The sequence below is a fragment of the Chromobacterium vaccinii genome (genome assembly GCF_000971335.1).
GTDB lineage: Bacteria > Pseudomonadota > Gammaproteobacteria > Burkholderiales > Chromobacteriaceae > Chromobacterium > Chromobacterium vaccinii.
Genome location: NZ_JZJL01000017.1, coordinates 25,525 through 51,268 on the forward strand (window position 1 = coordinate 25,525; position 25,744 = coordinate 51,268).

Annotated in this window: 16 protein-coding genes; 3 read left to right on the forward strand and 13 right to left on the reverse strand. The window is 63.9% G+C overall.

Features of this window, described 5'->3' with window-relative positions:
- Positions 1-66: 66 nt before the first annotated feature.
- From VL52_RS10355 to VL52_RS10415, 13 genes are all read right to left on the reverse strand, one after another.
- Complete coding sequence (locus VL52_RS10355; RefSeq protein WP_046156966.1) at positions 67-1,269, reverse strand: acetyl-CoA C-acyltransferase; 1,203 nt, start codon at positions 1,267-1,269, stop codon at positions 67-69.
- A gap of 194 nt (positions 1,270-1,463) precedes the next feature.
- Complete coding sequence (locus VL52_RS10360; RefSeq protein ID WP_046156967.1) at positions 1,464-3,839, reverse strand: 3-hydroxyacyl-CoA dehydrogenase/enoyl-CoA hydratase family protein; 2,376 nt, start codon at positions 3,837-3,839, stop codon at positions 1,464-1,466.
- 422 nt (positions 3,840-4,261) lie between these two features.
- On the reverse strand, positions 4,262-5,707 hold the full coding sequence (locus VL52_RS10365) for an OmpP1/FadL family transporter (RefSeq protein ID WP_046156968.1): 1,446 nt from the start codon (positions 5,705-5,707) through the stop codon (positions 4,262-4,264).
- 177 nt (positions 5,708-5,884) lie between these two features.
- Complete coding sequence (locus VL52_RS10370; protein ID WP_021476037.1) at positions 5,885-6,262, reverse strand: acyl-CoA thioesterase; 378 nt, start codon at positions 6,260-6,262, stop codon at positions 5,885-5,887.
- Positions 6,263-6,374: 112 nt separating this feature from the next.
- Complete coding sequence (locus tag VL52_RS10375; RefSeq protein ID WP_046156969.1) at positions 6,375-8,828, reverse strand: acyl-CoA dehydrogenase; 2,454 nt, start codon at positions 8,826-8,828, stop codon at positions 6,375-6,377.
- Between the two features lie 74 nt (positions 8,829-8,902).
- Entirely contained in the window at positions 8,903-9,544 is a 642-nt protein-coding gene (locus tag VL52_RS10380; RefSeq protein ID WP_046157005.1) for a TetR/AcrR family transcriptional regulator, read from the reverse strand.
- A 196-nt stretch (positions 9,545-9,740) separates the two neighbouring features.
- Entirely contained in the window at positions 9,741-10,925 is a 1,185-nt protein-coding gene (locus tag VL52_RS10385; protein WP_046156970.1) for an O-succinylhomoserine sulfhydrylase, read from the reverse strand.
- Positions 10,926-11,046: 121 nt separating this feature from the next.
- Positions 11,047-11,490 (reverse strand): MarR family transcriptional regulator, encoded by a 444-nt coding sequence (locus VL52_RS10390; RefSeq protein ID WP_021476033.1) that lies wholly within the window; start codon positions 11,488-11,490, stop codon positions 11,047-11,049.
- Between the two features lie 70 nt (positions 11,491-11,560).
- Entirely contained in the window at positions 11,561-11,944 is a 384-nt protein-coding gene (locus tag VL52_RS23955) for a DUF488 domain-containing protein (protein ID WP_046156971.1), read from the reverse strand.
- A 166-nt stretch (positions 11,945-12,110) separates the two neighbouring features.
- A complete protein-coding gene (gene yiaY, locus VL52_RS10400) occupies positions 12,111-13,244 on the reverse strand; it encodes an L-threonine dehydrogenase (RefSeq protein ID WP_046156972.1) in 1,134 nt (377 codons plus the stop codon).
- Between the two features lie 113 nt (positions 13,245-13,357).
- Positions 13,358-14,059 carry a MarC family protein gene (locus VL52_RS10405; protein ID WP_021476030.1) on the reverse strand — a complete coding sequence of 234 codons (702 nt, stop codon included), beginning with the start codon at positions 14,057-14,059 and terminating at the stop codon, positions 13,358-13,360.
- Positions 14,060-14,163: 104 nt separating this feature from the next.
- Positions 14,164-15,690 (reverse strand): amino acid permease, encoded by a 1,527-nt coding sequence (locus VL52_RS10410; protein ID WP_046156973.1) that lies wholly within the window; start codon positions 15,688-15,690, stop codon positions 14,164-14,166.
- 248 nt (positions 15,691-15,938) lie between these two features.
- Positions 15,939-17,798 (reverse strand): potassium transporter Kup, encoded by a 1,860-nt coding sequence (locus VL52_RS10415; RefSeq protein WP_235429275.1) that lies wholly within the window; start codon positions 17,796-17,798, stop codon positions 15,939-15,941.
- 472 nt (positions 17,799-18,270) lie between these two features.
- Between VL52_RS10415 and VL52_RS10420 the strand changes: the two genes are divergently transcribed.
- Genes VL52_RS10420 through VL52_RS10430 form a run of 3 tightly spaced genes read left to right on the forward strand, consistent with a single transcriptional unit; the run spans position 18,271 to position 25,739 of the window.
- Positions 18,271-19,521, forward strand: a complete 1,251-nt coding sequence (locus VL52_RS10420; protein ID WP_046156975.1) for an MdtA/MuxA family multidrug efflux RND transporter periplasmic adaptor subunit — start codon at positions 18,271-18,273, stop codon at positions 19,519-19,521.
- 15 nt (positions 19,522-19,536) lie between these two features.
- Positions 19,537-22,638, forward strand: coding sequence for an MdtB/MuxB family multidrug efflux RND transporter permease subunit (locus VL52_RS10425; protein WP_046156976.1), 3,102 nt, complete (start codon positions 19,537-19,539; stop codon positions 22,636-22,638).
- Positions 22,635-25,739: a multidrug efflux RND transporter permease subunit gene (locus VL52_RS10430; RefSeq protein WP_046156977.1), complete on the forward strand. Its 3,105-nt coding sequence runs from the start codon at positions 22,635-22,637 to the stop codon at positions 25,737-25,739. Before VL52_RS10425 ends, VL52_RS10430 begins: the two co-directional genes overlap by 4 nt.
- Positions 25,740-25,744: the final 5 nt, after the last annotated feature.

A 25,744-nucleotide genomic window follows, 5' to 3' on the forward strand; every position in this document is an offset into this window, starting at 1 on the left:
GAAATAAAAAACGCCACAGCGCAAGGCTGTGGCGTTTCCATAAACCATCAGTTCAATGAGCTTGGCTTACAGCACCTCAATGATGCCGGCGGCGCCCATGCCGGTGCCGATGCACATCGTCACCATGCCATGGCCCTTCAGGCCTGCGTCGCGCATGCCGTGCACCAGCGTGGCGGTGCGGATCGCGCCGGTCGCGCCCAACGGGTGGCCCAGGGCGATCGCGCCGCCGTGCGGGTTCACTTTGGACATGTCGAGCTCCAGATCGCGCGCGACGGCCAGCGCCTGGGCGGCGAAGGCTTCGTTCAGTTCGATCCACTTCAGGTCGTCCTGCTTCAGGCCGGCCTGGGCCAGCGCGGCCGGAATGGCTTCCTTCGGACCGATGCCCATGATTTCCGGCGGCACGCCCTTGACCGAGAAGGTCACGTAACGAGCCAGCGGCACCAGGTTGAATTCCTTCAGCACGCGCTCGGACACCAGGATCACCGCGCCGGCGCCGTCGGACATCTGCGAAGAGTTGCCGGCGGTGACAGAACCCTTGGCGTCGAAGACGGTTTTCAGCTTGGCCAGGCCTTCCAGCGTAGTCTCGCGGCGCGGGCCTTCGTCGGTGTCCAGCACGCGGGTCTTGGCGATGACTTCGCCGGTTTCCAGGTTAGGCGTGCGGTAGGTCACTTCCAGCGGAGTGATCTCGCTCTTGAACTTGCCGCCGTCGATCGCGGCCAGCGCGCGGCGGTGGGATTCCACCGCGAACGCGTCCTGGTCTTCGCGCGACACGCCCCATTGCTGGGCCACTTTTTCAGCGGTCAGACCCATGCCGTAGGCGATGCCGTAATTCTCGTCCTTGGCGAAGATTTGCGGGTTCAGCGACACCTTGTTGCCCATCATCGGCACAAGGGACATCGATTCGGAACCGGCAGCGATCACCACGTCGGCTTCGCCGAGGCGGATGCGGTCGGCCGCCATCTGCACGGCGTTGATGCCGGACGAGCAATAGCGGTTGATGGTGATGCCGCCCACTGTGTTGGGCAGACCTGCCAGCAACACGCCGATGCGCGCCATGTTCAGGCCCTGCTCCGCTTCCGGGAAGGCGCAGCCGACCACGCAGTCGGAAATCAGCTTCGGATCCAGGTTCGGCACTTGCGCCAGCGCGCCGGTGATCACATGCGCCAGCATGTCGTCCGGACGCACATTGCGCATCATGCCGCGCGGCGCCTTGCCCACCGGAGTGCGGGTGGCGGCGACAATGTAAGCTTCTTGTACTTGTTTGCTCATTTTCGATTCTCCTGTCGGTCGCCCGATCTGCTCTGCGGCGATCAAGCGACCTTTCATCTGGCTATTGGCCGTGTCTGCGGGAGGATTCATCGCGAGCGGGCCGAGATCGAAGCGAGAAGCGCAGCCGTACATGTGGTACGGCGAGCATCGCAGCATTCGATATCGGTCCGCGCAGCAGAATCATCCCCAAACACTTAGTTGCGCAGCGGCTTGCCGGTCGTCAGCATATTGGCGATGCGGTCCTGGGTCTTGGAGTTCTTCAGCAAGGTCATGAAGGCCTTGCGCTCCAGTTCCAGAATCCATTGCTCGTTGACCAGGGTGCCGGCCTCCAAGTCGCCGCCGGTCATCACGTCGGCGATCTGCGAGGCGATGAAGAAGTCGTGCTGGCTGATGAAATTGCCTTCCAGCATGTTCACCAGCTGGCCCTTGATCGACGCCGCGCCGGAACGGCCGGCAACCGGGAAGCCCTTCACCTTCAGCGGCGGACGGTAGCCGGATTCGGCCAGCGCCAGCGCCTGCTTCTTGGCGACGTACAGCAGCTCGTAAGCGTTGAACACCACCGGATCGCCCTTGCGGAAGAAGCCCAGCTCCTGCGCTTCCACGCCGCTGGTGGCGACCTTGGCGGTGGCGATGTTCATGAAGTAATCCTTCAGCGCGGCCAGCAGATCGCCCTTGGACTCCTGCGAAGCGCGCAGCGCGAACTCCTTGCAGCCGCCGCCGCCCGGCAGCAGGCCGACGCCCACTTCCACCAGGCCGACATAGGATTCCAGCGCGGCCACGGTCTTGTCGCAGTGCATCGCGAACTCGCAGCCGCCGCCGAACACATAACCCTGGGTGGCGGCCACGGTCGGAACCTGGCTGTAGCGCAGGCGCAGCGCGGTGGACTGGAAGCGGCCGATCATCGCGTCGATCGCGTCCCAGTCGCCCATCATGAAAGCCGGCATCATCGACTGCAGGTCGGCGCCGACAGAGAACGGCTCTTCGGTCTGCCAGATCACCAGACCCTTGAAGCGGTCCTCGGCGATGTCCAGCGCGGTGTTCAAACCATCCAGCACGGCCGGGCCGATGGCGTGGGCCTTGGACTTGAACGACACCACCAGCACTTCGTCGCCGGTGGTGAAGGCGCGCACGCCCTCGTTCTCGAACACGGTCTCGCCCAGCAGCTCGGACTTCTCGCCCAATACCTTGGCCGGAGCCAGCTGGCGCTGGTAAACGTCCAGGGTGGAGCGGCCCACCAGCTTCTTGTCGGCGGCATTGTAGGAGCCGTCGGCGAAATGCACGCCGGCGCGGTCGCCTTCCAGCACCCAGGCCGGCAGCTCGGCCTTGGCCAGGGTCTTGCCGGCGGCGATGTCTTCCTTCAGCCACTTGGCCACTTGCTGCCAGCCCGCGGATTGCCAGGTCTCGAACGGACCGGCGGACCAGCCGAAGCCCCAGCGGATGGCGAAGTCCACGTCGCGCGCGCAGTTGGCGATGTCGCCCAGATGGAAGGAAATGTAGTGGAACACGTCGCGGAAGCAGGCCCACAGGAATTGCGCCTGCGGATGCTCGCTGTCGCGCAGCTTCTGGAATTTCTCGGCCGGATCGGAGATCTTCAGGATGTCCTTGACCGCGTCGTCGCCCTTTTCGCCGGAGCCTACGTACTCGCCCTTGGCCGGGTCGAGCACCAGCATGCGCTTGCCGTCTTTCTTGTAGATGCCGGCGCGGGTCTTGGCGCCCAGCGCGCCGTTGGCGATCAGCTGCTGCATCCAGTCCGGCGTGGCGAACAGGCTGTGCCACGGGTCTTGCGGCAGCGTGTCCTGCATGGTCTTCACCACGTGGGCGAAGGTATCCAGGCCTACAACATCGGCGGTGCGGAAGGTGGCGGACTTCGGGCGGCCCAGGCGCGGGCCGGTCAGGTCGTCCACCACATCGAAGCGGATGCCGTACTTGGCGGCATTGGCGATGGTGGCCAGCATCGAGAATACGCCGATGCGGTTGGCGACGAAGTTCGGGGTATCCTTGGCGCGCACCACGCCCTTGCCCAGCGAGGACACCAGGAAGCGTTCCAGGTTGTCCAGGATGTGGGCGTCGGAGGTCACGCAGGGGATGATCTCAACCAGGTGCATGTAGCGCGGCGGGTTGAAGAAGTGCACGCCGCAGAAGCGCGGGCGCACCGAATCCGGGCAGCCTTCGGCCAGCTTGTTGATCGACAGGCCGGAAGTGTTGGTGGCGAAGATGGTGTGCTCGCCCAGATGCGGCGCCACCTTGTGGTACAGGTCCACCTTCCAGTCCATGCGCTCGGCGATGGCTTCGATCACCAGATCGCAGTCCTTCAGCAGGTGCAGGTGGTCGTCGTAATTGGCGGGCTGGATGTGGGCGACCACATCGCTGCCGGCCAGCGGAGAGGGTTTCAGCTTCTTCAGACCGTCGATGGCCTTCAGCGCGATGCCGTTCTTGTCGCCTTCCTTGGCCGGAAGGTCGAACAGAATGGTCGGTACCTTGGCGTTAACCAGGTGGGCGGCGATCTGCGCCCCCATAACGCCAGCGCCGAGCACGGCAACCTTGCGTACATTGAATTTGGTTTGAGACATGGTTTCCTCGTTTTGTTGAAACACACATGAGACAGGCCCCTCTCAACCTGTCCTGCTTGCTTCAAGGACGGGCGTTGAAATCGTCCTTGCCCATTGCCCTGCGCCGGCAGGGGCTGACGCGGCGCGGGCGGGTACTGCTTGATAGAAACGACCGGGGATAATCGCTATTGTTCCGGTCTGGACCGCAATCGGCTCTCCTCGAGCGCAAACAACGGCCATATCGCGGGCATAGATAAAATATCAAACACTCGCTTTTATGCTGGATTAGTCTAACCCATTTTGGGCAAAATCAAAGCAGGTTTTGTAAAAAAATCGCATGCGGCGCTGGCGCGAGCGCAACAACGCCGCCGGGCTGCCCAAAGCAAGCGGGGCGAACGCTTGCGCGCCCGCCCCGAACCGGTTTTATGACGGCGCGCAGCCGCTTAGAAACGGTAGTTGTATTGCACGCCGATCAGCTGCAGATAAGTCTTGTAGCTGCCTTTGACCGTGCCGCCGTTGCCGGTACATGCCGCACCGGTAGTCGGGCTCACGCCAGCCGGGGAGCAGCTGTCAGTATAGTTGACGTTGGCGTTCTTGAAGTCGATGAAGCTGTAGGCCAGATCAAGCGAGCTCTGCTTGTTGATCTTGTAATTGGCACCGAACGACAGCCAGATGCGGTCGCTGTCCGGAATGGCCGGGTGGCGCTGGTCGTCGGACTGCAGCGGCGCCTGCTCCCAAGCCACGCCGCCGCGCAGCATCCAGGAATCGTTCAGCTGGTAGTTGGAGCCGAACGACACGCGCCAGGTATCCTTCCAGTTCTGGTGCAGCACCAGATCGCCCTGGGCAGGCGTGCTGTATTGTTTGATGTCGATCTGCTGCATGCGCGAGTTACGCACCCAGGTCACATCGCCCATCAACGCCACTTTCGGGTTCAACTGATGGAAAAAGTTGGCGGACGCGGTTTCCGGGGTGGTCACGTCAACAGAAGCGGATGCATTTGGGTGGGCAAGTTTGGCAACGCCGCCCAAAGAGTTAGCCCCGATAGTGCCAAAACCGGGGAGAGTGAGCTGATTATTAGTGACATTATTGAATGTCCAAGTAGACGAGCCATTAAGGGTCTGCTTGATGCTGGAGCGGTACGCCAAGCCAAACCGCGTATTTTCATCCAGCTGGAACATATAGCCAATATTCCAACCGAAGCCCCAATCATTACCTTCCACATGGGCTAGACCGTCACCCTTGACTCCCAGCGCCTGAATAGCGGCAGCAGGCAAACCTTGCTTAGCGAGCTTTCCATTAATGCCAGAAGTCGCATCCGCCATCTGCTCCAACGTCGCGTCCATATACTGGGCGGACACGCCGAAACCAAAGGAATGGCGCTCATCCAGTTTGAACGAGATGGACGGGTTGATGTTCAGCGACTGCAGGTTGATGCTCTTCAGCGCATAGCGGCCGGCCCAGTCGAAGCCATAGTCCAGCTTGGCGCCGTAAGGCACGTACATGCCGATGCCGGCGGTGATCTTGTCGTTGATCTTGTGCGACAGGTAGAAGGTCGGCGCGGCCACGGCCTTGGGCGCGAACGTGCCGCCATTGCCGCCGCCGGTGGGCTGGCCCAATATGTTCTTGGAACCGTTATCGGTATATTCGGAGTGTGGAACCACCAGGGTGCCGCCGATGACGAGCTGGGTGCCGTCCAGCCGGGACAGGCCGGCCGGGTTGGTGAAGATGGTGGAAGGATCGTTGGCCTCTGCTCCGTTGGCGTGGGCGGTGCCCTGGCCGGAGACGCTCTGCGAGCCGAACTGATAACCCGAGGCCGCAGCCTGAGTCGATGCCAGACCGAGCGCGGTGCCCATGATCATCACGGACAGGCTGAGATGCTTGAGCTTCATGCTTCCCTCTCTATTGTAGCTTGGATATTTTCATTAACGATGACTCGGTCATTGACCGCAGCATCATCGATGCTACCAGAGAATTAGAGCAATCCAACCAGATATCAGAGCTTTTGTTCCAAACGTTCGTTTAATGCAACATTTCCACAACAATTTGTTTCCGCCACCACATTTAGGCTAGGAATCGCCCAGCAATCTGGACTTTCCATCAGGGTCGACCGCGACGAAAGTGGCGATCACCTCGGTGATGCGGATGTGCGAGCCGTCCATGCGCTCGGCCTCGACGGAGATCTTCAGCGTGATGGATTTCTGGCCGATGCGCAGGCGCTCCACATATAGATCCACCACATCGCCCAACAGGATGGGCGCGGCGAACTGGAAGGCGTTGACAGCCACCGTGGTCACCGGGCCGCGGGACAAGCGCTCGGCGTCCAGACTGCCCGCCATGTCGATCTGGCTCATCAGCCAGCCCGCCTGGACCCGGCCATAGGCATTAGTGCTGGTGGGCAAGGCGCGCACCCGCAATACCGGCGTCCGGTGTTCCTGCTGTTCCATCCCCTACCCCCTTGAAAGCGAAGCGCTGAGAAAAACGGCCGCAACAGACGCGGCCGCTTTGCTCAACACCGGATGCATGCGGCATCCGGCGCATGGTACCACGTTGCCGGATTTAGAAAATCAGGCGCTGCAGCAATTGCTCGTCATGCTGATCCAGCTTCTTGTCGAAGTCATCCACCATGATCACGTCGCGCTTCAGCTTGCGGGCGCGAGTGACCGCGTCGAACTCTTCCTGATTGATCAGGCCGGTTTGCAGCGCCTCAGCCAAGCGCTCGCGCGCGGTGATGGTCTTGAACTTGCCGTCACGCGCCAACTTGCGCAGCTTCTGTTCCACCGGCTCGGTAGCCAGGATAGCGTGCAGCGCGTGCTCCAGCACGCCCACCGGATCGGTCTCGGACTTCGGCACATACATGCCGTGGGTCAGGCGGTCGCGGGTGGCGCCCGGCTCCATCATCGCGCGGGCCACCTTGGTGCCGATGCGGTCGGAGGCCGGCTTCAGGGTCAGGCCCCACGGGAAGATCACGCGACGCAACACCCAGGCCAGACCGCGGCTAGGCAGGTTGGCCAGGAAGCCGTCCATCGCCACCTGAACATCGTACAGCGCGTTTTCCACCGCCCAGCTCATCACCGCGATGTCTTCCTTCGGCGCACCTTCACGCTCGAAACGCTTCAGGCTGGCCGTAGCGATATAGAGGCCGGACAGCATGTCGCCCAGACGCGCGGACAGCTTCTCGCGGAACTTCAGCGAGCCGCCCAGGCTGAACATCGCCATGTCGGACAGCAGCGCGAAGGCGCTGGAAAGACGGGTGACGCGCTTGTAGTACGCTGCGGTGGCGCCGCCCTTCGGGCTCTTCGCGAAGCGGGCGCAGGTCAGGCCCAGCCACAGCGAACGGACGAAGTTGCTGATCACGAAATTGATGTGGCCGGTGATGGCCTTGTCGAACTCTGCGCCGTCGTTGGCCATCGCCGACTTCATCTCGCGCAGCACGAACGGATGGCAACGGATCGCGCCCTGGCCGTAGATGATCATCGAACGGGTCAGGATGTTGGCGCCTTCCACGGTGATGCCGATCGGCACCGCCTGATAGCCGCGCGCCAGGTAGTTGCGCGGCCCCAGCACTACGGTCTTGCCGCCGTGCACGTCCATCGCGTCATTCAGCGTTTTGCGCATGCGCTCGGTGTTATGGTACTTCAGGATGGCGGACAGCACCGACGGCTTTTCGCCGTTGTCGAGCGCGGTCAGCGCCAGGTCCTGCGACGCTTCCATCTGGTAGGTGAAGCCGCCGATGCGGGCCATCGCCTCGTCCACGCCCTCGAACTTGCCGATGGGCAGGCCGAACTGATCGCGGATGCGGGCGAAGGCGCCGGTGGTGTAGGTGGTCAGCTTGCCGCAGGCGACGGACATCGCCGGCAGCGAGATGCAGCGACCGACCGACAGGCACTCGACCAGCATGCGCCAGCCCTGGCCGGCGTATTCGCGTCCGCCGATGATCCAGTCCAGCGGAATGAATACGTCCTTGCCCCAGGTCGGGCCGTTCATGAAGGCCGAGCCCCCCGGGAAATGGCGACGGCCGATTTCAACGCCCTCGTGCTCGGTCGGCACCAGCGCGCAGGTGATGCCGATGTCTTCCTTGTCGCCCAGCAGACGCTCGGGGTCGTACATCTTGAACGCCAGGCCCAGGATGGTGGCGACCGGCGCCAGCGTGATCCAGCGCTTTTCCCAGCTGACGCGCACGCCCAGCACGTTCTCGAAACGCTCGCCGGTGCGCGGGTGAGTGTAGGAGCCGCGGCAAACCACGCCGTAATCCGGAATGGCGCCGGCGTCGGAGCCGGCGTACGGGCTGGTCAGCGCGAAACATGGCACTTCCACGCCCTTGGCCAGACGCGGCAGGTAGTAGTCTTTCTGCGCCTCGGTGCCGTAGTGCTGCAGCAATTCGCCCGGTCCGAGCGAGTTGGGCACCATCACCGTCACCGCGGCGGTGCCGCCTCGGGTGGCGATCTTGGTCACGACTTTAGCGTGGGCGTAGTTGGAGAATTCCAGGCCGCCGTATTTCTTTTTGACGATCATGCCCAGGAAGCCATGATCCTTGATGAACTGCCACACTTCCGGGGGCAGATCCTTCAGCTCGTGAGTGATCTTCCAGTCGTCGATCATGCCGCACAGCTGTTCGGTCGGTCCGTCGATGAAGGCCTGCTCTTCCGGCGTCAGCTTCGGATCCGGGAAGGACAGCAGGCGGTTGTAATCCGGCTTGCCGGAGAACAGGTCGCGATCCCACCAGACGGTGCCGGCGTTGATGGCCTCCTGCTCGGTCTGCGACATCGCCGGCGTGATTTTCTTGAACACGCCGAACACCGGACCGGTGAAAACGGCGCGGCGCAGCGGCACGATGTTGAGCGCCGCGGCGACCACGGCGAACACCGCCCAAGCGGCGACAGGCACCGGACAGTGGAATACGAACTGGAGCGCGGCGAGCCAGGCGGCGACACCAACGGTCCAGACCAGCACCGGCGCGGCGAAATACGCCAGCGCGCCGAGCAGCACGACCAGAAGAACGGCAGCAATCATTGTGTTTACCCTCGTGTTGACCCCTCAGTTCCGCATGCGCCGCCGTGATCTTGTAATGGACTGGCGATGCGGAATCAGCCTTCGATGGGCGCGACCAGACCGGCAATCACAAAAGGCACCAGATACTTGACGATCATGTCCGGATCCCGGGCGGTAACGATCTGGCTGCGCGTGAAGATTTTCAGCACATCGTTGCCGGCGAAGGCGTTGAACATGACGCTGAAGGCGAGGTGCATCCGCCAGGCGAGCTGCTCCGGCTCCAGGTGCGGCAGCGCCCGTTGGAAGGCGCTGGTATAGCGTTGCACGAACACGCTGTACTGCTGCGAGATGGTCTCGCGCAGCAGGCGGTGGTTCTCCACCAGGGTCCGCGACAGCAAGCGCACGAACATGGCGCCGCCGCGCGACGGATCCTTGGACAGAGCCAGACAGGGCCGTATGAAAGACAGCACCAGCTGCTCCAGCGGCAAGTCTCCTTCCCGCGCCTCCAGCGTATCCAGTTCCGCCAGGCACCCTTCCAGCAAGGGCGCCAGCCTGCGCAGAAACACGGATTCGAACAACGCATCCTTGGAGCCGAAGTGATAATTCACCGCGGCCAGATTCACCTCGGCCTGCTGGGTGATCATTCGCAGAGAAGTCGCCTCGAAGCCGTGCTCCACGAACAGACGCTCCGCGACGTCCAGGATGCGGGTTGCGGTATCGGGACGGTTGCCCTCCATGATCTCCAGAGCCTTTATTGTGTTTTGTGATTTGGTCTTGCTCATCTCAGCTTTCGAACAAGCGTTTCAAACTTACGTTTTAACTTGATCGATGTCAAGGCATGTCCCACTTGCCTCGCCACCCATCCCTCAGGGCAAACAAAAACGGCAATCTAATTTTAGACTGCCGTTTGAATGAAACACGCGTTAAAAGCGCTTAGTCAAGGCCTCGCAACAGATCTTGTTGAAGGTCACGCACATTTTCCAGGCCGACGCTGACGCGCAACAGCCCCTCGACGATGCCGGCGCGCTCCCGCGCCTCCGGCGTCACGCGGGCGTGCGTGGTGCTGGAGGGGTGGGTGATGGTGGTTTTCACATCGCCCAGATTGGCGGTGCGGGAAATCACCTGAACGCCGTCCACCACCCGCCACGCGGCCTCTCTGCCGCCCTTGACCACGAAAGACACCACCGCGCCGCCGCTCTTCTGCTGGCGTCGCGCGATCTCATGCTGCGGATGGCTCTCCAGGCCCGGATAATAGACGCGCTCCACATTGGGCTGAGCCTCCAGCCAGCGCGCCAGCTCCAGCGCGTTGGCGCTGTGCTTCTCCATCCGCAGGTGCAGCGTCTCCATGCCGGACAACAGCGTCCAGGCATTGAACGGCGCCAGCGACGGGCCCGCCGCGCGCACGTGCAGATAGATCTGCTCGATCAGCTTGTCGCTGCCCACCACCGCGCCGCCCATCACCCGGCCATGGCCGTCCAGGAACTTGGTGGCGGAGTGCATGACCAGATCGGCACCCAGTTTCAGCGGCTGTTGCAGTGCCGGGGAACAGAAGCTGTTGTCCACCACCAACAACGCGCCATGCGCGTGGGCGATATCGGCGATGGCAGCGATGTCGGCCACCTCGGTCAAGGGATTGGACGGCGTTTCCAGGAACAGCAGCTTGGTATTGGGCCGCAGCGCCTCGCGCCACAGCGACAGGTCGCGCGCGTCGACGAAAGTGGTGGCCACGCCAAACTTGGACAGCTGATTGGCGAACAGATTGGTGGTGGAGCCGAACAGGCTTTGCGACGACACGATGTGGTCGCCGGCCTGCAGCAAAGTCATCATGATGGCCTGGATCGCGGCCATGCCGGTGGCGGTGGCGATGGCGCGCTCCCCCTCTTCCATCTCCGCCAGCCGCTGCTGGAACGCCGCCACGGTGGGATTGGTGAACCGGGTGTAGGTGTAGCCGTCGATCTCGCCGAGAAACATCGCGGCGGCCTGGGCGGCCGAATCGTAAGTGAAGCTGGAAGTGAGGTACAAGCCCTGGCTGTGCTCGTTGAACTGGCTGATCTCCCGGCCCGCGCGGATGGCCAGGGTTTCGGGATGCAGCGGAAGTTGCGGCGCGTCGGATGCCATGATGATTCTCTCTTTCTTTCTTGTCCGCCCGTCGGCGGACCGCATCCCGACATCTTGCCTGAAAACGGCGAGTTTACTAAATGCCATCAAGCCATATGCAACACGGCTCCGCGCTATTTGCCTAGCCCAGCTCCTCCGGCAGTTGCAATTGGCGCTTGGTCTGCAGCAACAAGTCCAGCGACAGGTAGCCGCCATCCTCCTGCAAGGCGATCAGCTCGTCCCGATGCGCGCCGGCCAGCCTGGCCACCAGCTCTTCGCCCTTGGGCTGCAGGTGCACCTCCACGCAGCGCCTGTCCTCGCGCCCAGGCTGGCGCCGCACCAGTTGCTGCCCCTCGCAGCGGCTGACCAGCCCCACCACGCTGTGATGATGGGACTGCAGCCGCTCCGCCAGCTCAGCCACCGTGGCCCAGCTGCGGCCCGGGTAGCCCTTCAGTTGCAGCAGCAGCAGATACTGCAGCGGCGTGATGCCGCTATCCTGGGCCAGATCCTCGCTGAACCGCAGAAAACGGCGCAGCCGGTAACGAAAATCCGCCAGACGTTCGAAATCTTCCTTGCTCAAGCTCATGCCATGACTTCAATGACAGTGGATCATGCGCGGCAGTCTAGCGCATCCCCGGCCGCCGATGCGATCCTGCTCACGCCTCCGCCATTTCACCCTGGCGCTCGCGGTAGCGCTGCTGCAAAAAGGCCTTCAGCGCCATCACCGGGCTATGCTCGTCCGGCTCGCCGCTATGCAGCAACGCCAGCTCGCCCTGCTCCATCGCTTTCAACAAGGGCAGCCAGCGCGCGGGATTGTTGCCCATGTCCGCCCAGTAGATGTCGCAGAAGGTCGCCCAACGCAGCGGCTGGAAACGCATCCAGGCCACCAATTCGTCGGTCGGCATCACCCTGGGTAGCCAGTGCCCGGCTGCCAGCGCGGAACGCGGCAACCCTCGCGGCCACTTGCTGTCCACCAGAAACGCGCCAGCCGGCGGATTCCGGCACCCCTCCACTCTTTCCAAACGTATTTCGATTCCCATGATCGTTACCTCCTGTCTTGCTTTCGCATGCGCAAACCAGCTCCTCCAGCCCTAGCCGCCTACTTTAGCTTTTAATTAAACTATCGTAATACGATATATATCGGCAAAAAATTTTCCTCTGCGGAGCGGCCGATCTCACGCATCGGCCGCTCCGCCCTGTCATCGGCTACATCGCCGCGCGGAAAATCGAGCAGACATCCTGATGGCTGCCCTTGCGCGGATTGGTCAACCCGCAGGCATCCTTCAGAGCATTCTCAGCCAGCGTCGGGATATCCGCCTCCTTCACGCCCAGCGCGGCCAAGCCCGCCGGGATGCCGACATCGGCGGCCAAGCGCTTGATCGCGGCGATGGCGGCCTCGGCGCTGCGCGCTTTCTCTCCCAGCGCGATGGCCACATCGCCCAGCCGCTCGCCGGCGACGGCGGCATTGAAAACCTGGACATGCGGCAGCAGCACCGCGTTGCACACGCCATGCGGCAGATCGTAGAAGCCGCCCAGCTGATGCGCCATCGCGTGCACATAGCCCAAGGAGGCGTTGTTGAAAGCCATGCCGGCCAGGAATTGCGCGTAAGCCATCTGCTCGCGCGCTTCCATGTCCTGGCCGTCCTTCACCGCGCGGCGCAGAAAGCCGGCGATCAGCTCCACCGCCTTCAAGGCGCAGGCGTCGGTGATGGGAGTGGCGATGGTGGACACATAGGCCTCCACCGCATGGGTCAGCGCGTCCATGCCGGTGGCCGCCGTCAACGCGGCAGGCATGCCGGCCATGGTTTCCGGATCGTTGACCGACAGAATGGGGGTGGTGTGCTTGTCGACGATGGCCATTTTGATGTGGCGCGACTCGTCGGTGATGATGCAGAAGCGGGTCATTTCGGACGCCGTGCCGGCGGTGGTGTTGATCGCCACCAGCGGCAGTTGCGGCTTGGCCGACTTGTCCACGCCTTCGTAATCCTGGATCTTGCCGCCGTTCACCGCCACCAGCGCGATGCCCTTGGCGCAATCGTGCGGCGAGCCGCCGCCCAGCGACACCACCACGTCGCACTGTTTTTCCCGCAGCAGCGCGAGGCCGGCGTTTACGTTGGCGCAGCTGGGGTTGGGATGGACGCCGTCGAAGATCACCGGCTCGATATCGACCGCGCCCAGCATTTCGGCGACTTTACCCGCCAAACCTGCTTTGACCAGGCCCTGGTCGGTGACGATCAGCGCGCGGCGGAAGCCGTGGCCGCGCATGGCGTCGACCGCCTGTCGCAGACAGCCCGCGCCCATCAGGTTCAGCGAGGGGATGAAGAAAGCGCTTGTGCTCATGTCCGTCTCCAGTCAGTGGATTGCCATTGAACACAGTCTGCCGCCTTCTCCCTTCGTCAACCTTGCCTCAAGTCAATAAATGCCGGCCCGGCGGCACGCGGATGGAATGCCGATCAATGCAGCATCGCGGCGTTGTCTCGCAGCCACTGGCTGGCCAGCTCGCCGAAGCCGTCCCACATGATCTGCACGCCCAGGCACAGCAGGATGAAGGCGGACAAGCGCAGGAACACCACCGAGCCGGTCTGGCCCAGGTAGCGCAACAGTTTGTCGGCATTGGCGTAGCACAGGTAGACCAGCGTGCTGCACACCAGCACCGCCGTGAGACCGGCCACCGGGCTGATCACGAAGCGCACCAGGCCCTTGCCGCTGCCGGTCAGCGTGGCGCCGATGGTGATGGCCACCGACACCGAGCCCGGCCCCACGGTCAGCGGAAAGGTCAGCGGATAGAAGGCGCGTTGCTTGAGCTCGGCCTGGCTGTCCACCCTGGCCTGCTCGGTGGACGGCTGGCTGGATTCGGCCGGCGTGTCGTTCAGCATGCGCCACGCGGCGAAGGTGATCAGCAAGCCGCCTGACATCTGCACCACCGGCAGCGACACGCCGAAGAAGGACAGCACGTAGCCGCCGACGAACATGCTGCCGATCAACAGCAGCGCGCAATAAACGGCGATTCGCCGCGCCAGGTAGCGCCGCTGCTGCGGCGTGTTGCGCGCCGTCATCGAGATGAAGATGGGCACCAGGCCGGGCGGGTTCATGATGGGCAGCAGCGCCGCCATCACGAATAGAAACTTGGTAATGAAGGTGGACAGCAACTGCATACGGCACCCCGCCTGGAAGGTTTAAAATGTTGTCAGGATAGCGGATGAAACCATAAAAAAAGCCCGCTTGCCAGCGGGCTTTTTCAAGCATTTTTCCAGGCCGATCACGCCTGCGCGGAAACCGGTTTGCCGCCGCGGGTTTCTTCCCGCAGCATCAAGGCGTTGCGATGCGCTTCGGCCAGCTCCACCTTATCCAGCGGCACCATGCGGGTGTTGTGCTTGACGCGGTATCCCCACCACAGCGCCACAAACAGCGGGATGCCAAGATAAGTGGCGATGACGCCGTTCCAGTCCACCTTGGCCGCGGTGAAGGCGGTGTAGTTCTGGCCCAGCATGATCAACAGGCACAAGACGAAGGCGAACACCGGACCCAGCGGGAACCACTTGGCCTTGTACGGCAGATCATCCAGGCTGTAACCCTGCCTCACATAGGCGCGGCGGAAGCGGTAGTGGCTGATGGCCACGCCCAGCCAGGCGATGAAGCCGGTCATGCCGGACGAGTTCAGCAGCCACATATAGACCGCGTTGCTCTGGAACAGCGAGGTCAGGAAGCACAGGCAGGCCACCAGCGTGGTGGCGTACAGCGCGTTGCGCGGCACGCCGTTATCGGTCAGCTTGCCGAAGACCTTGGGCGCCATGCCGTTCTTGGCCATCGCGTACAGCATGCGGGTTGACGCGTACATGCCGGAATTGCCGGCCGACAGGATGGCGGACAGGATCACTGCGTTCATCAGGCTGGCGGCGAAGGCCAGGCCCGCGCGGTTGAACACCAGCGTGAACGGGCTGGCGCCGACGTCCTTCATGTCGTTCTTCAGCAGCGACGGATCGTTGTGCGGCAGGATCAGGCCGATGATCAGGATGGACAGCATGTAGAACATCAGGATGCGCCAGAAAATCTGGCGCACGGCGCGCGGAATGGTGCGGCCCGGATTGGCCGATTCGCCGGCGGCGACGCCGATCAGTTCGGTGCCCTGGAAGGAAAAGCCGACCACCATGGCAACACCGACGAAGGCGGCCAGGCCGCCGACGAAGGCGCCGTCGCCCTGCATCATCACATTCAGGCCCGGCGCGATGCGGTTCGGGTTCGGCTCGGTCATGATGCCCAGAATCATCAGGAAGCCGATGACGATGAAGGCGATGATGGTGGCCACCTTCAGCATCGAGCACCAGAACTCGGCCTCGCCGAAGCCCTTCACCGAGAAGTAGTTGAGCGCGAAGATGATGGCCAGGAAGCCGCCGCTCCACACCACGCCCGGTATGCCGGGATACCAGTAGTTCATGATGATGGCGGCCGCGGCCAGCTCCACCGCGACGGTGATCGCCCAGTTGTACCAGTAGTTCCAGCCCTGGGCGAAGCCGAAGGCCGGGTCGACGAAGCGCGAGCCGTAAGCCTGGAAGGAGCCGGACACCGGCATGAAGGCGGCCATTTCGCCCAGACTGGTCATCAGGAAGTAAACCATCAGGCCCACCAGCGCGTAAGCCAGCAGCGCGCCGCCGGCGCCCGCGCTCGAGATGGTGGCGCCGGACGCCAGGAACAGGCCGGTGCCGATGGAGCCGCCGATGGCGATCATCGACAGGTGGCGCGCCTGCAGCGTGCGCCGCAGCTCGGGCGCGTCTTGTTTCTTGCTCATATCCAACTCACTCTGTTGTTCTGCCGCGCGGACCGGAACCGGCGTCGCCCAGGCTCTGCGCCGGGCGGATGACAATCAAAGCGGCAAAGAATGACATCGATCGCCGGCATTGCCTAGCCCGGATTAGGCGATTTACGCAAAAAACGAAGATGTCATGTTCGGAAATGAACGCAGAACCCAGAGCAGGCAAGGCGAAGCCGGCGTCGCGGCGCGCCCTGCCGGGTCGGAAATTTCATGAGGCCGACACGCTACAATTCGATGCGCGCGCCCAGCTCCACCACCCGGTTGGGCGGCAGGCCGAAGTACAGCGTGGCGCTGCGTTCATTCTGCCTGAGGAAGGCGAAGACGCCGACCAGCCATCGCTTGAAGCCGCCGCTGCCCGGCGCGGCCACCAGCGTCTGCCTGCCCAGATAGTAGCTGGTGCGCAACGGTTCCAGCGGCGGCAGGCGCAGCAGCTCCGCCGCGCGCGCCATCGCCTCCGGCACGTCCGGCTCCTCCATATAGCCGTAGCTCGCCACCACCCTGGCCACGCCCTGCCCCAGCCACTGCACCGACACGCGCTCGCCGGCCGCCCGCGGCACGTCCAGCATCTGCAAAGTCAGCAGGACCGCGGTTTCATGCAGCGCCTGATTGTGTTTCAGATGGTGCAGCAGCACCGGCGGCGCGCCATCCGCGCTTTCGGACAGAAATACCCCTACGCCCGGAATCCGCATCAACGGATTCGCCTCCAGGCTGGAGAGCAAGGCCTCCACCGGCAACTGGCGGCCGCGGCTTTCATGCCGCTGCAGCCTCCGTCCGCCGAACCAGCACCCCATCATCGCGAAGACCGCCAGGCCCAGCAGCAGCGGCAGCCAGCCGCCATCCAAAAACTTGAGCACATTAGCCAGCCAGAAAGCCAGGTCGATCGCGAACAATCCTCCCGTCACCAGCGCCACCGCCCACCACGGCCAATGCCAGCGCCGGCGCGCCAGCACCGCGAACAGCACGGTGGTGATGGCCATGGTGGTGGAGACGGCCAGGCCGAAGGCCGCGGCCAGCTTGCCCGATTCGCGGAATCCCAACACCACCGCGATCGTGGCCAGCATCAAAATCCAATTCAGCAAGGGCAGGTAAATCTGGCCCTTTTGGCTGCCCGAGGTGTGCAGCACCTTCACCCTGGGGAAAAAGCCCAGCTGCACCGACTGGTGGGTCAGCGAGAACACCGCGGTGATCAGCGCCTGCGAGGCGACGATGGTGGCCAGGGTGGACAGCGCCACCATCGGGTACAGCCCCCACTCGGGCACCATGGAATAGAAGGGCCTGCCGGACAGCTGCGGGTGCGCGAGCAGCAGCGCGCCCTGCCCCAGATAGTTCAGGATCAGCGACGGCAGCGCCAGGCCATACCAGGCCAACCGGATCGGCCGCGCGCCGAAATGGCCCATGTCGGCGTACAGCGCTTCCGCGCCGGTCAGGCACAGCACCACCGCGCCCAGCGAAACGAAGCCGGCAAAGCCGTTGCGCTGGAAATACGCGATGCCGTGCCAAGGGTTGGCCGCCTGCAGAATGACCGGGTTCTGCCACAGCTGGGCCAGCCCCAGCGCGGCGATGGCCGCGAACCACGCCGCCAGTATCGGGCCGAAGGCCACCCCCACCCGGCCGGAGCCCAAAGGCTGCACCATGAACAGCAAAGCCAGGATGGCGACGGTGGCGGGCACCACATAGGCGGCCAGGGCCGGCGTCGCCACCTGCAGCCCTTCCATCGCGCTCAACACCGACACCGCCGGCGTGATCACCCCATCGCCGTACAGCATCGCCGCGCCGGCCAGGCCCAGCAACACCCAGCCCCAGGCGGCGCGCCCCTTGCCATCCGTCCGTCCGCCGGTGATCTGGGCCAACAGCGCCAGGATGCCGCCCTCGCCCCGGTTGTCGGCTCTCATCAGCACCAACACGTACTTGATGCTGACCATCAGGATCAGCGACCACAAAAATAGCGACACCACCCCTATCACATTGTCGGGCGTCGGCCGCACACCGTGATCGCCATTGAACGCCTCCTGCAAAGCGTACAACGGGCTGGTGCCCAAATCGCCGAACACCACGCCCAGCGCCGCCAGCGCCAGCATGGCCATGGGCGGGTTCCGGCGCTTTCGGTCGGCCGCCGAAATGGCCATGCTTCTGAATGCAGCCAACATGTTTGCTCCTTGCAACGCTATCGTCCAGGTAATTGACACTTCATTCAGCATGCTAGGGCCGCCAAAATAAAAGCCAGGTAGAGATTCCACCCGGCGCATGTAAACAAATGGTAAAAACACCGCCCCCGCCATTCCATGGCCGGCAACTTCAGAATGTCATAGCAGCCAAAGCCTTAGCCTATCGAGCTTTTACCCTAAATTCATATTAAAAAGCGGATGCTCGTTTTCCATTAACAATTCACAACACAAAGCCATTTCCCACTCAAACCAGGCTAATACAATGCGCTCACTCTTATACATGCATATTCAGCACTAAATCGCTGTTTTCACACGCAAGCGCAGCACAAAGCATGTAAAAATGTCATGCTTTGCCTACAACAACACTCAACGTCCGCCCGGAGCTTTCCGCATGTCCACCGCCGCGCCAGCCCAATCCAAACGCCTGCCCCTGATCCTCATCCTGCTCGCCGCGCTGGGCGGCGGCTGGTGGTGGCACCAGCACAATCAAAGCGTCAAGGAAGCCGCCGCCCGCAACAAGGGCGCCGCGCCGATGGCGGTGGGCGTGGCCGACGTGCGGACGATGGACGCGCCCCTGCAGTTGAATGCGCTGGGCACTGTCTCTTCCACCAATACCGTGACCGTGCGCAGCCGCGTCGACGGCCAGCTGGACAAGATCCACTTCACCGAAGGCCAGCAGGTCAAGCAGGGACAGCTGTTGGCCGAGCTGGACGCCCGCCCCTACCAGGCGGCGCTGACCCAGGCCGAGGGCCAGTTGCTGCGCGACCAGGCGCTGCTGGAAAACGCCCGCCTGGATCTGGCGCGCTACAAGCAACTGGCCGGCCAGAACTCCATCTCCAAGCAGCAGGTAGACACCCAGCAGGCGCTGGTGCGACAGTACGAAGGCACGGTCAAGGTCGATCAGGGATCGGTGGCCGCCGCGCGCATCAATGTCGACTACACCCGCGTTGTCGCGCCGATCAGCGGCCGCGTCGGCCTGCGCCAGGTAGACCCGGGCAATATCGTCCACGCCAGCGACGCCAACGGCTTGGTCACCATCACCCAGACTCAACCGATCAACGCGGTGTTCGCCGTTCCCGAAACCAGCCTGGCTTCGGTGCTGCAGGCCGCCCGCGCCGACAAGGCGCTGAAGGTCGAAGCCTGGGACCGAGACAACCGCCACAAGCTGGCTGACGGCAAATTGCTGGCGCTGGACAATCAGCTGAACACCAGTACCGGCACCATCAACATCAAGGCCTCTTTCGCCAACGAACAGCAGCAACTGTTCCCCAACCAGTTCGTCAACATCAACCTGCAGTTGGGCGTGCGCAAGGACGCGGTGGTGGTCCCCACCGTCGCGGTGCAGCTGGGCAAGGTGGGCAGCTACGTCTACACCGTCGGCGGCGACTCCACCGTCAGCATCGCCAAGGTCAGGACCGGTCCGGTGTCCGGCAGCGACACCATCATCGAGAACGGCCTGAAACCCGGCCAGCGCGTGGTGATAGACGGCGTGGACAAGCTACGCAACGGCGCCCAGGTCAAGGTGATAGACCGCGCCGCACAGGCGCGCGAAGCCGCCTCGGCCGCCTCCGGCGAGGCCAAGGGACAGAAAAAGCACGGCGCGGGCGCCTGGGGCAAGAAACACGCCTCAGCGGCCAACTAAACGGGAGGACTGCGCATGAACCCCTCCCGTCCGTTCATTACGCGGCCGGTGGCCACCACTCTGATGATGGTGGCCATCCTGCTGACCGGCCTGGTCGCCTGGAGAATGTTGCCGGTATCGGCGCTGCCGGAAGTCGACTATCCGACCATCCAGGTGGTGACGCTCTACCCCGGCGCGAGCCCCGACGTGATGACCTCGTCGGTCACCGCGCCGCTGGAACGCCAGTTTGGCCAGATGCCGGGCCTGTCGCAGATGTCCTCGTCCAGCTCCGGCGGCGCCTCGGTGATCACGCTGCAGTTCAGCCTGGACCTGACGCTGGACGTGGCCGAGCAGGAAGTCCAGGCGGCGATCAACGCCGCCGGCAACCTGCTGCCGTCCGACCTGCCCAGCCCGCCGGTCTACAACAAGGTCAATCCGGCCGACACGCCCATCCTTACCGTCGCCATCAGCTCGCCTACCCTGCCACTGACCAAGCTGGAGGACATGGTCGACACCCGCCTGGCGCAGAAGCTGTCGCAGGTGCCGGGCGTGGGCCTGGTCAGCATCAGCGGCGGCCAGCGGCCGGCCGTGCGCATCCAGAGCAACCCCAAGGCGCTGGCCGCGCGCGGGCTGACGCTGGAAGACATCCGCACCGCCGTCGCCGCCGCCAACGTCAACCAGGCCAAGGGCAGCTTCGACGGTCCGACCCAGGCCTCCACCGTGGACGGCAACGACCAGCTGCAATCGGCAGACGAGTACAGGAACGTCATCGTCGCCTACCAGAACGGCGCGCCGGTCTACGTCAGGGACGTGGCCAAGGTGGTGGAATCGGCCGAAAACACCCGGCTAGCCGCCTGGTCCGGCACCACGCCGGCCATCATCCTCAACGTGCAGCGCCAGCCGGGCGCCAACGTGATCCAGGTGACCGACCGCATCAAGTCGCTGCTGCCGCAATTGCAGGGCACCCTGCCCGGCTCGGTGGACGTGCACGTGCTGAGCGACCGCACCGTGACCATCCGCGCCTCGGTGGAGGACGTGGAGTTCGAGCTGATGCTGGCCATCGCGCTGGTGGTGATGGTGATCTTCGTCTTCCTGCGCAACGTGCCGGCCACCATCATTCCGGCGGTGGCGGTGCCGCTGTCGCTGGTGGGCACCTTCGGCGTGATGTACCTGACCGGCTTCTCCATCAACAACCTGACGCTGATGGCGCTGACCATCGCCACCGGCTTCGTCGTCGACGACGCCATCGTGATGATCGAGAACATCGCCCGCTACATCGAGGAAGGCGAGAAGCCGCTGGAGGCGGCGCTGAAGGGCTCCAAACAGATCGGCTTCACCATCATCTCGCTGACCATCTCGCTGATCGCGGTGCTGATTCCGCTGCTGTTCATGGGCGACGTGGTGGGCCGGCTGTTCCGCGAGTTCGCGGTCACGCTGGCGGTGTCCATCCTGATTTCCGCCTTCATCTCGCTGACGCTGACGCCGATGATGTGCGCGCGGCTGCTCAAGCACGTGCCGGAAGAAAAACAGGGCCGCTTCTACCACGCCAGCGGCAAGTTCTTCGACGACGTCATCGCCCGCTACGGCAAGATGCTGACCTGGGTACTGGACCGCCAGAAAACCACGCTGCTGGTTGCCGTCGGCACCGTGGCGCTGACCGCGGCGCTGTACATCTGGGTGCCCAAAGGCTTCTTCCCGCTGCAGGACACCGGCGCCATCCAGGGCATCAGCGAAGCTTCGCAGTCCATTTCCTTCACCGCGATGGCCGACCGCCAGGAAAAACTGGCCGAGCAACTGCTGAAAGACCCGGCGGTGGACAGCCTGTCGTCCTTCATCGGCGTGGACGGCACCAACGCCACGCTGAACAGCGGCCGCCTGCTGATCAACCTGAAACCCAAGGGCGAGCGCGACGACATCCGCACCGTGCTCGCGCGGCTGCAGCAGCGCGCCGACGACGTGCCGGGCATGTCGCTGTACCTGCAGGCGGTGCAGGATCTGACCATCGACGCCCGCGTCAGCCGCACCCAGTACCAGTTCACCTTGCAGGCCACCAGCCAGGACGATCTGTCCACCTGGGTGCCCAAGCTGGTTCACCGGCTACAGCAGGAGCCGGCGCTGGCCGACGTGGCCAGCGATCTGCAAGACAAGGGGCTGCAGGCTTACGTCAACATCAACCGCGATGTCGCCTCACGCCTGGGCGTCACCACCGCGGCGGTCGACAACGCCTTGTACGACGCCTTCGGCCAGCGGCTGATCTCCACCATCTTCACCCAGACCAACCAGTACCGCGTGGTGCTGGAGGTGGACAAGGAGCACCAGCGCGATCCGCTGTCGCTGAAGGGCATCTACGTGCCCACCGCCAGTGGCGGGCCGGTGCCCCTGGACGCGGTGGCCACCATCGAGGAGCGTCCGGCCTCGCTGGCCATCAACCATCTGGGCCAGTTCCCCACCGCCACCATCTCCTTCAACCTGAAGCAGGGCGCATCGCTGGGCGAGGCGGTGGACGCCATACGCCAGGCCGAGTCCGAGCTGGGCCTGCCCGCCAGCATGGACACCAAGTTCCAGGGCGCGGCGATGGCCTTCCAGGCGTCGCTGTCCAACACCCTGTGGCTGATCCTGGCCGCCATCGTCACCATGTACATCGTGCTGGGCGTGCTGTACGAGAGCTATATCCATCCGATCACGATTCTCTCCACCCTGCCCTCGGCCGGCATCGGCGCGCTCTTGGCGCTGATGGTGTCCGGCACCGACCTGTCGGTGATCGCCATCATCGGCATCATCCTGCTGATCGGCATCGTGAAGAAGAACGCGATCATGATGATCGACTTCGCGCTGGAGGCCGAGCGCGAACAGGGCATGGCCCCGCGCGAAGCGATCTACCAGGCCTGCCTGCTGCGCTTCCGCCCCATCCTGATGACCACGATGGCGGCGCTGCTGGGCGCGCTGCCGCTGATGATGGGCGGCGGCATGGGCTCAGAGCTGCGCCAGCCGCTGGGCATCACCATGGTGGGCGGCCTGATGGTCAGCCAGGTGCTGACGCTGTTCACCACCCCGGTGATCTACCTGGCCTTCGACCGGCTGGCGCGGCGCTTCCGCCGCAAGGACAAGCCTGAGCTGGCGGAAGAGGTGGACGCATGATTCCGTCCGCCCCCTTCATCCGCAGGCCGGTGGCGACCACGCTGTTGACGCTGGCCATCCTGCTGGCCGGCGCCATCGCCTTCAAGCTGCTGCCGGTGTCGCCGCTGCCGCAGGTGGACTTCCCCACCATTTCGGTATCGGCCAAACTGCCCGGCGCCAGCCCGGAGACGATGGCCGCCACCGTGGCCACGCCGCTGGAGCGCGCGCTGGGCCGGATCGCCGGCATCACCGAGATGACGTCGACCAGCTCGCTGGGCTCCAGCAACATCACGCTGCAGTTCGACCTGGACCGCGACATCAACGGCGCCGCGCGCGACGTGCAGGCGGCGATCAACGCCGCCCGCTCGCTGCTGCCGACTGGCATGCCGTCCAACCCGACCTACCGCAAGGTGAACCCTGCAGACGCGCCCATCATGATCATGGCGCTGACCTCGGACAGCCTGACCCGCGGCCAGATGTACGACGCGGCGGACTCCATCCTGGGCCAGAAGCTGTCGCAGGTGGACGGCATCGGCAACGTGATCATCGGCGGCGGCGCCCAGCCGGCGGTGCGGGTGGAAATGAACCCGATGCAGCTGAACCACTACGGCATCGGCATGGAAACGGTGCGTTCCGCCATCACCAGCACCAACGCCAACCGGCCCAAGGGCTTTCTGGAGAACGAAGACAAGCACTGGCAAGTGCAGGCCAACGACCAGGCCGGCAAGGCCAGCGACTACCTGCCGCTGATCGTCAGCTACAAGAACGGCAGCGCGGTGCGCATCTCCGACGTGGCCGAGGTCAAGGATTCGGTGGTGGACCTGCGCAACGCCGGCATGCTGGGCAAACAGCCGGCGGTGATGCTGATCCTGTTCCGCCAGCCGGGCGCCAACATCATCGAAACGGTGGACCGGGTGAAGGCGATGCTGCCGCAGTTGCAGGCCTCCATCCCGTCTGCGATCAAGATCAACCAGGTGATGGACCGCACCCCCACCATCCGCGCCTCGCTGTCGGAAGTGGAGCGTTCGCTGGCGATCTCCATCGCGCTGGTGATCCTGGTGGTGTTCATGTTCCTGCGCAACGGCCGCGCCACCGCGATTCCGGCCATCACCGTGCCGGTGTCGCTGGTGGGCACTTTCGCCGTGATGTATATGGCCGGCTTTTCCTTGAACAACCTCAGTCTGATGGCGCTGACCATCGCCACCGGCTTCGTCGTCGACGACACCATCGTGGTGCTGGAAAACATCTCGCGCCACATCGAGGACGGCATGAAACCGTTCCAGGCGGCGCTGCAAGGCGCGCGCGAGGTGGGCTTCACCGTGCTGTCGATGAGCATTTCGCTGATCGCGGTATTCATCCCCATCCTGCTGATGGGCGGCATCATCGGCCGCCTGTTCCGCGAGTTCGCCGTCACGCTGTCGGTGGCGATCATGGTGTCGCTGGTGGTGTCGCTGACCACCACGCCGATGCTGTGCGCGCGCTGGCTCAAAGCGCATGACGCGCACAAGGAGCCGGGCAAGCTGTTCCGATGGAGCGAGCGCATGTTCGACGCGATGCTGGACGGCTACCGCCGCTCGCTGTCCTGGGCGCTGCGCCACAGCCGGCTGATGATGGCCATCCTGGGCGCCACCATCGCGCTCAATGTGTTCCTGTACGTGGTGATCGCCAAGGGCTTCTTCCCGCAGCAGGACACCGGCCGCCTGACCGGCATGATACGCGCCGACCAGAGCATTTCCTTCCAGGCGATGCAGGTGAAACTCCAGCGCTTCATCAACGTGGTCGGCGCCGATCCGGCTGTGGACAAGGTGGTGGGTTTCACCGGCGGCGGCCAGCGCAACGGCGCCAATATGTTCGTCAGTCTGAAACCGCTGTCCGAGCGCAAGGAAAACGCCGACCAGGTGATCGCTCGGCTGCGCAAGAAGCTGGCCGCGGAACCCGGCGCCCAACTGTTCCTGCAGTCGGTGCAGGACATCCGCATCGGCGGCCGCTCCAGCAACGCGCAATACCAGTACACGCTGCAGGGCGACGATCTGAACGAGCTGCGCGAATGGACGCCCAAGGTGCAGCAGGCGATGAGCAAGATCCCCTTCCTGGCCGACCTCAACAACGACCAGGAAGTGAAAGGCCTGCAAACCACGCTCAACTTCGACCGCGCGGCGATGGCGCGGCTGGGCCTGACCCAGGCGCAGGTGGATTCGGTATTGAACGACGCCTTCGGCCAGCGCCAGGTCTCCACCATCTACAACGCGCTCAACCAGTATCATGTGGTGCTGGAAGTGGCGCCTCAGTACTGGCAGAGCCCGGAGAGCCTGCGCGACATCTACCTGCAGACGCCGGGCGGGTCGCCTACGCCGCTGTCGGCCTTCGCCAGCTGGAAGCCGACCAATACTTCGCTGTCGGTCAACCACCAGAGCCAGTTCGCCGCCACCACCATCTCCTTCAACCTGCCGCCGGGCTACTCGCTGTCCGACGCCACGCTGGCCATAGACGCCGCCATCGCCGACATCGGCCTGCCCAGCAGCATCCACGCCAGCTTCCAGGGCACGGCCAAGTCGTTCCAGGCCTCGCTGGACAGCCAGCCTTATTTGATCCTGGCGGCGCTGGTGGCGGTCTACATCGTGCTGGGCATGCTGTACGAGAGCGTGGTGCACCCGATCACCATCATCTCCACCCTGCCCTCCGCCGGCGTCGGCGCGCTCTTGGCGCTGATGGCAACCGGCGGCGAGTTCAACATCATCTCGCTGATAGGCGTTCTGCTGCTGATCGGCATCGTCAAGAAGAACGCGATCATGATGATAGACTTCGCGCTCACCGCCGAGCGCGAGCAGAAACTGCCGCCGCAAGAGGCCATCCTGCAGGCCTGCCTGCTGCGCTTCCGCCCCATCATGATGACCACGATGGCGGCGCTTTTCGGCGCGCTGCCGCTGGCGCTGGGCCACGGCGACGGCGCCGAGATGCGCACTCCGCTGGGCATCTCCATCGTCGGCGGCCTGCTGCTCAGCCAGCTGCTGACGCTGTACACCACCCCCATTGTCTACCTGTATCTCGACCGCTTCCGCCTGTGGTGCCTGAAATGGCGCGGCAGCCGCGGCCACGCGCTGGCCGGCGGCAAAGAGGAATGATTGCC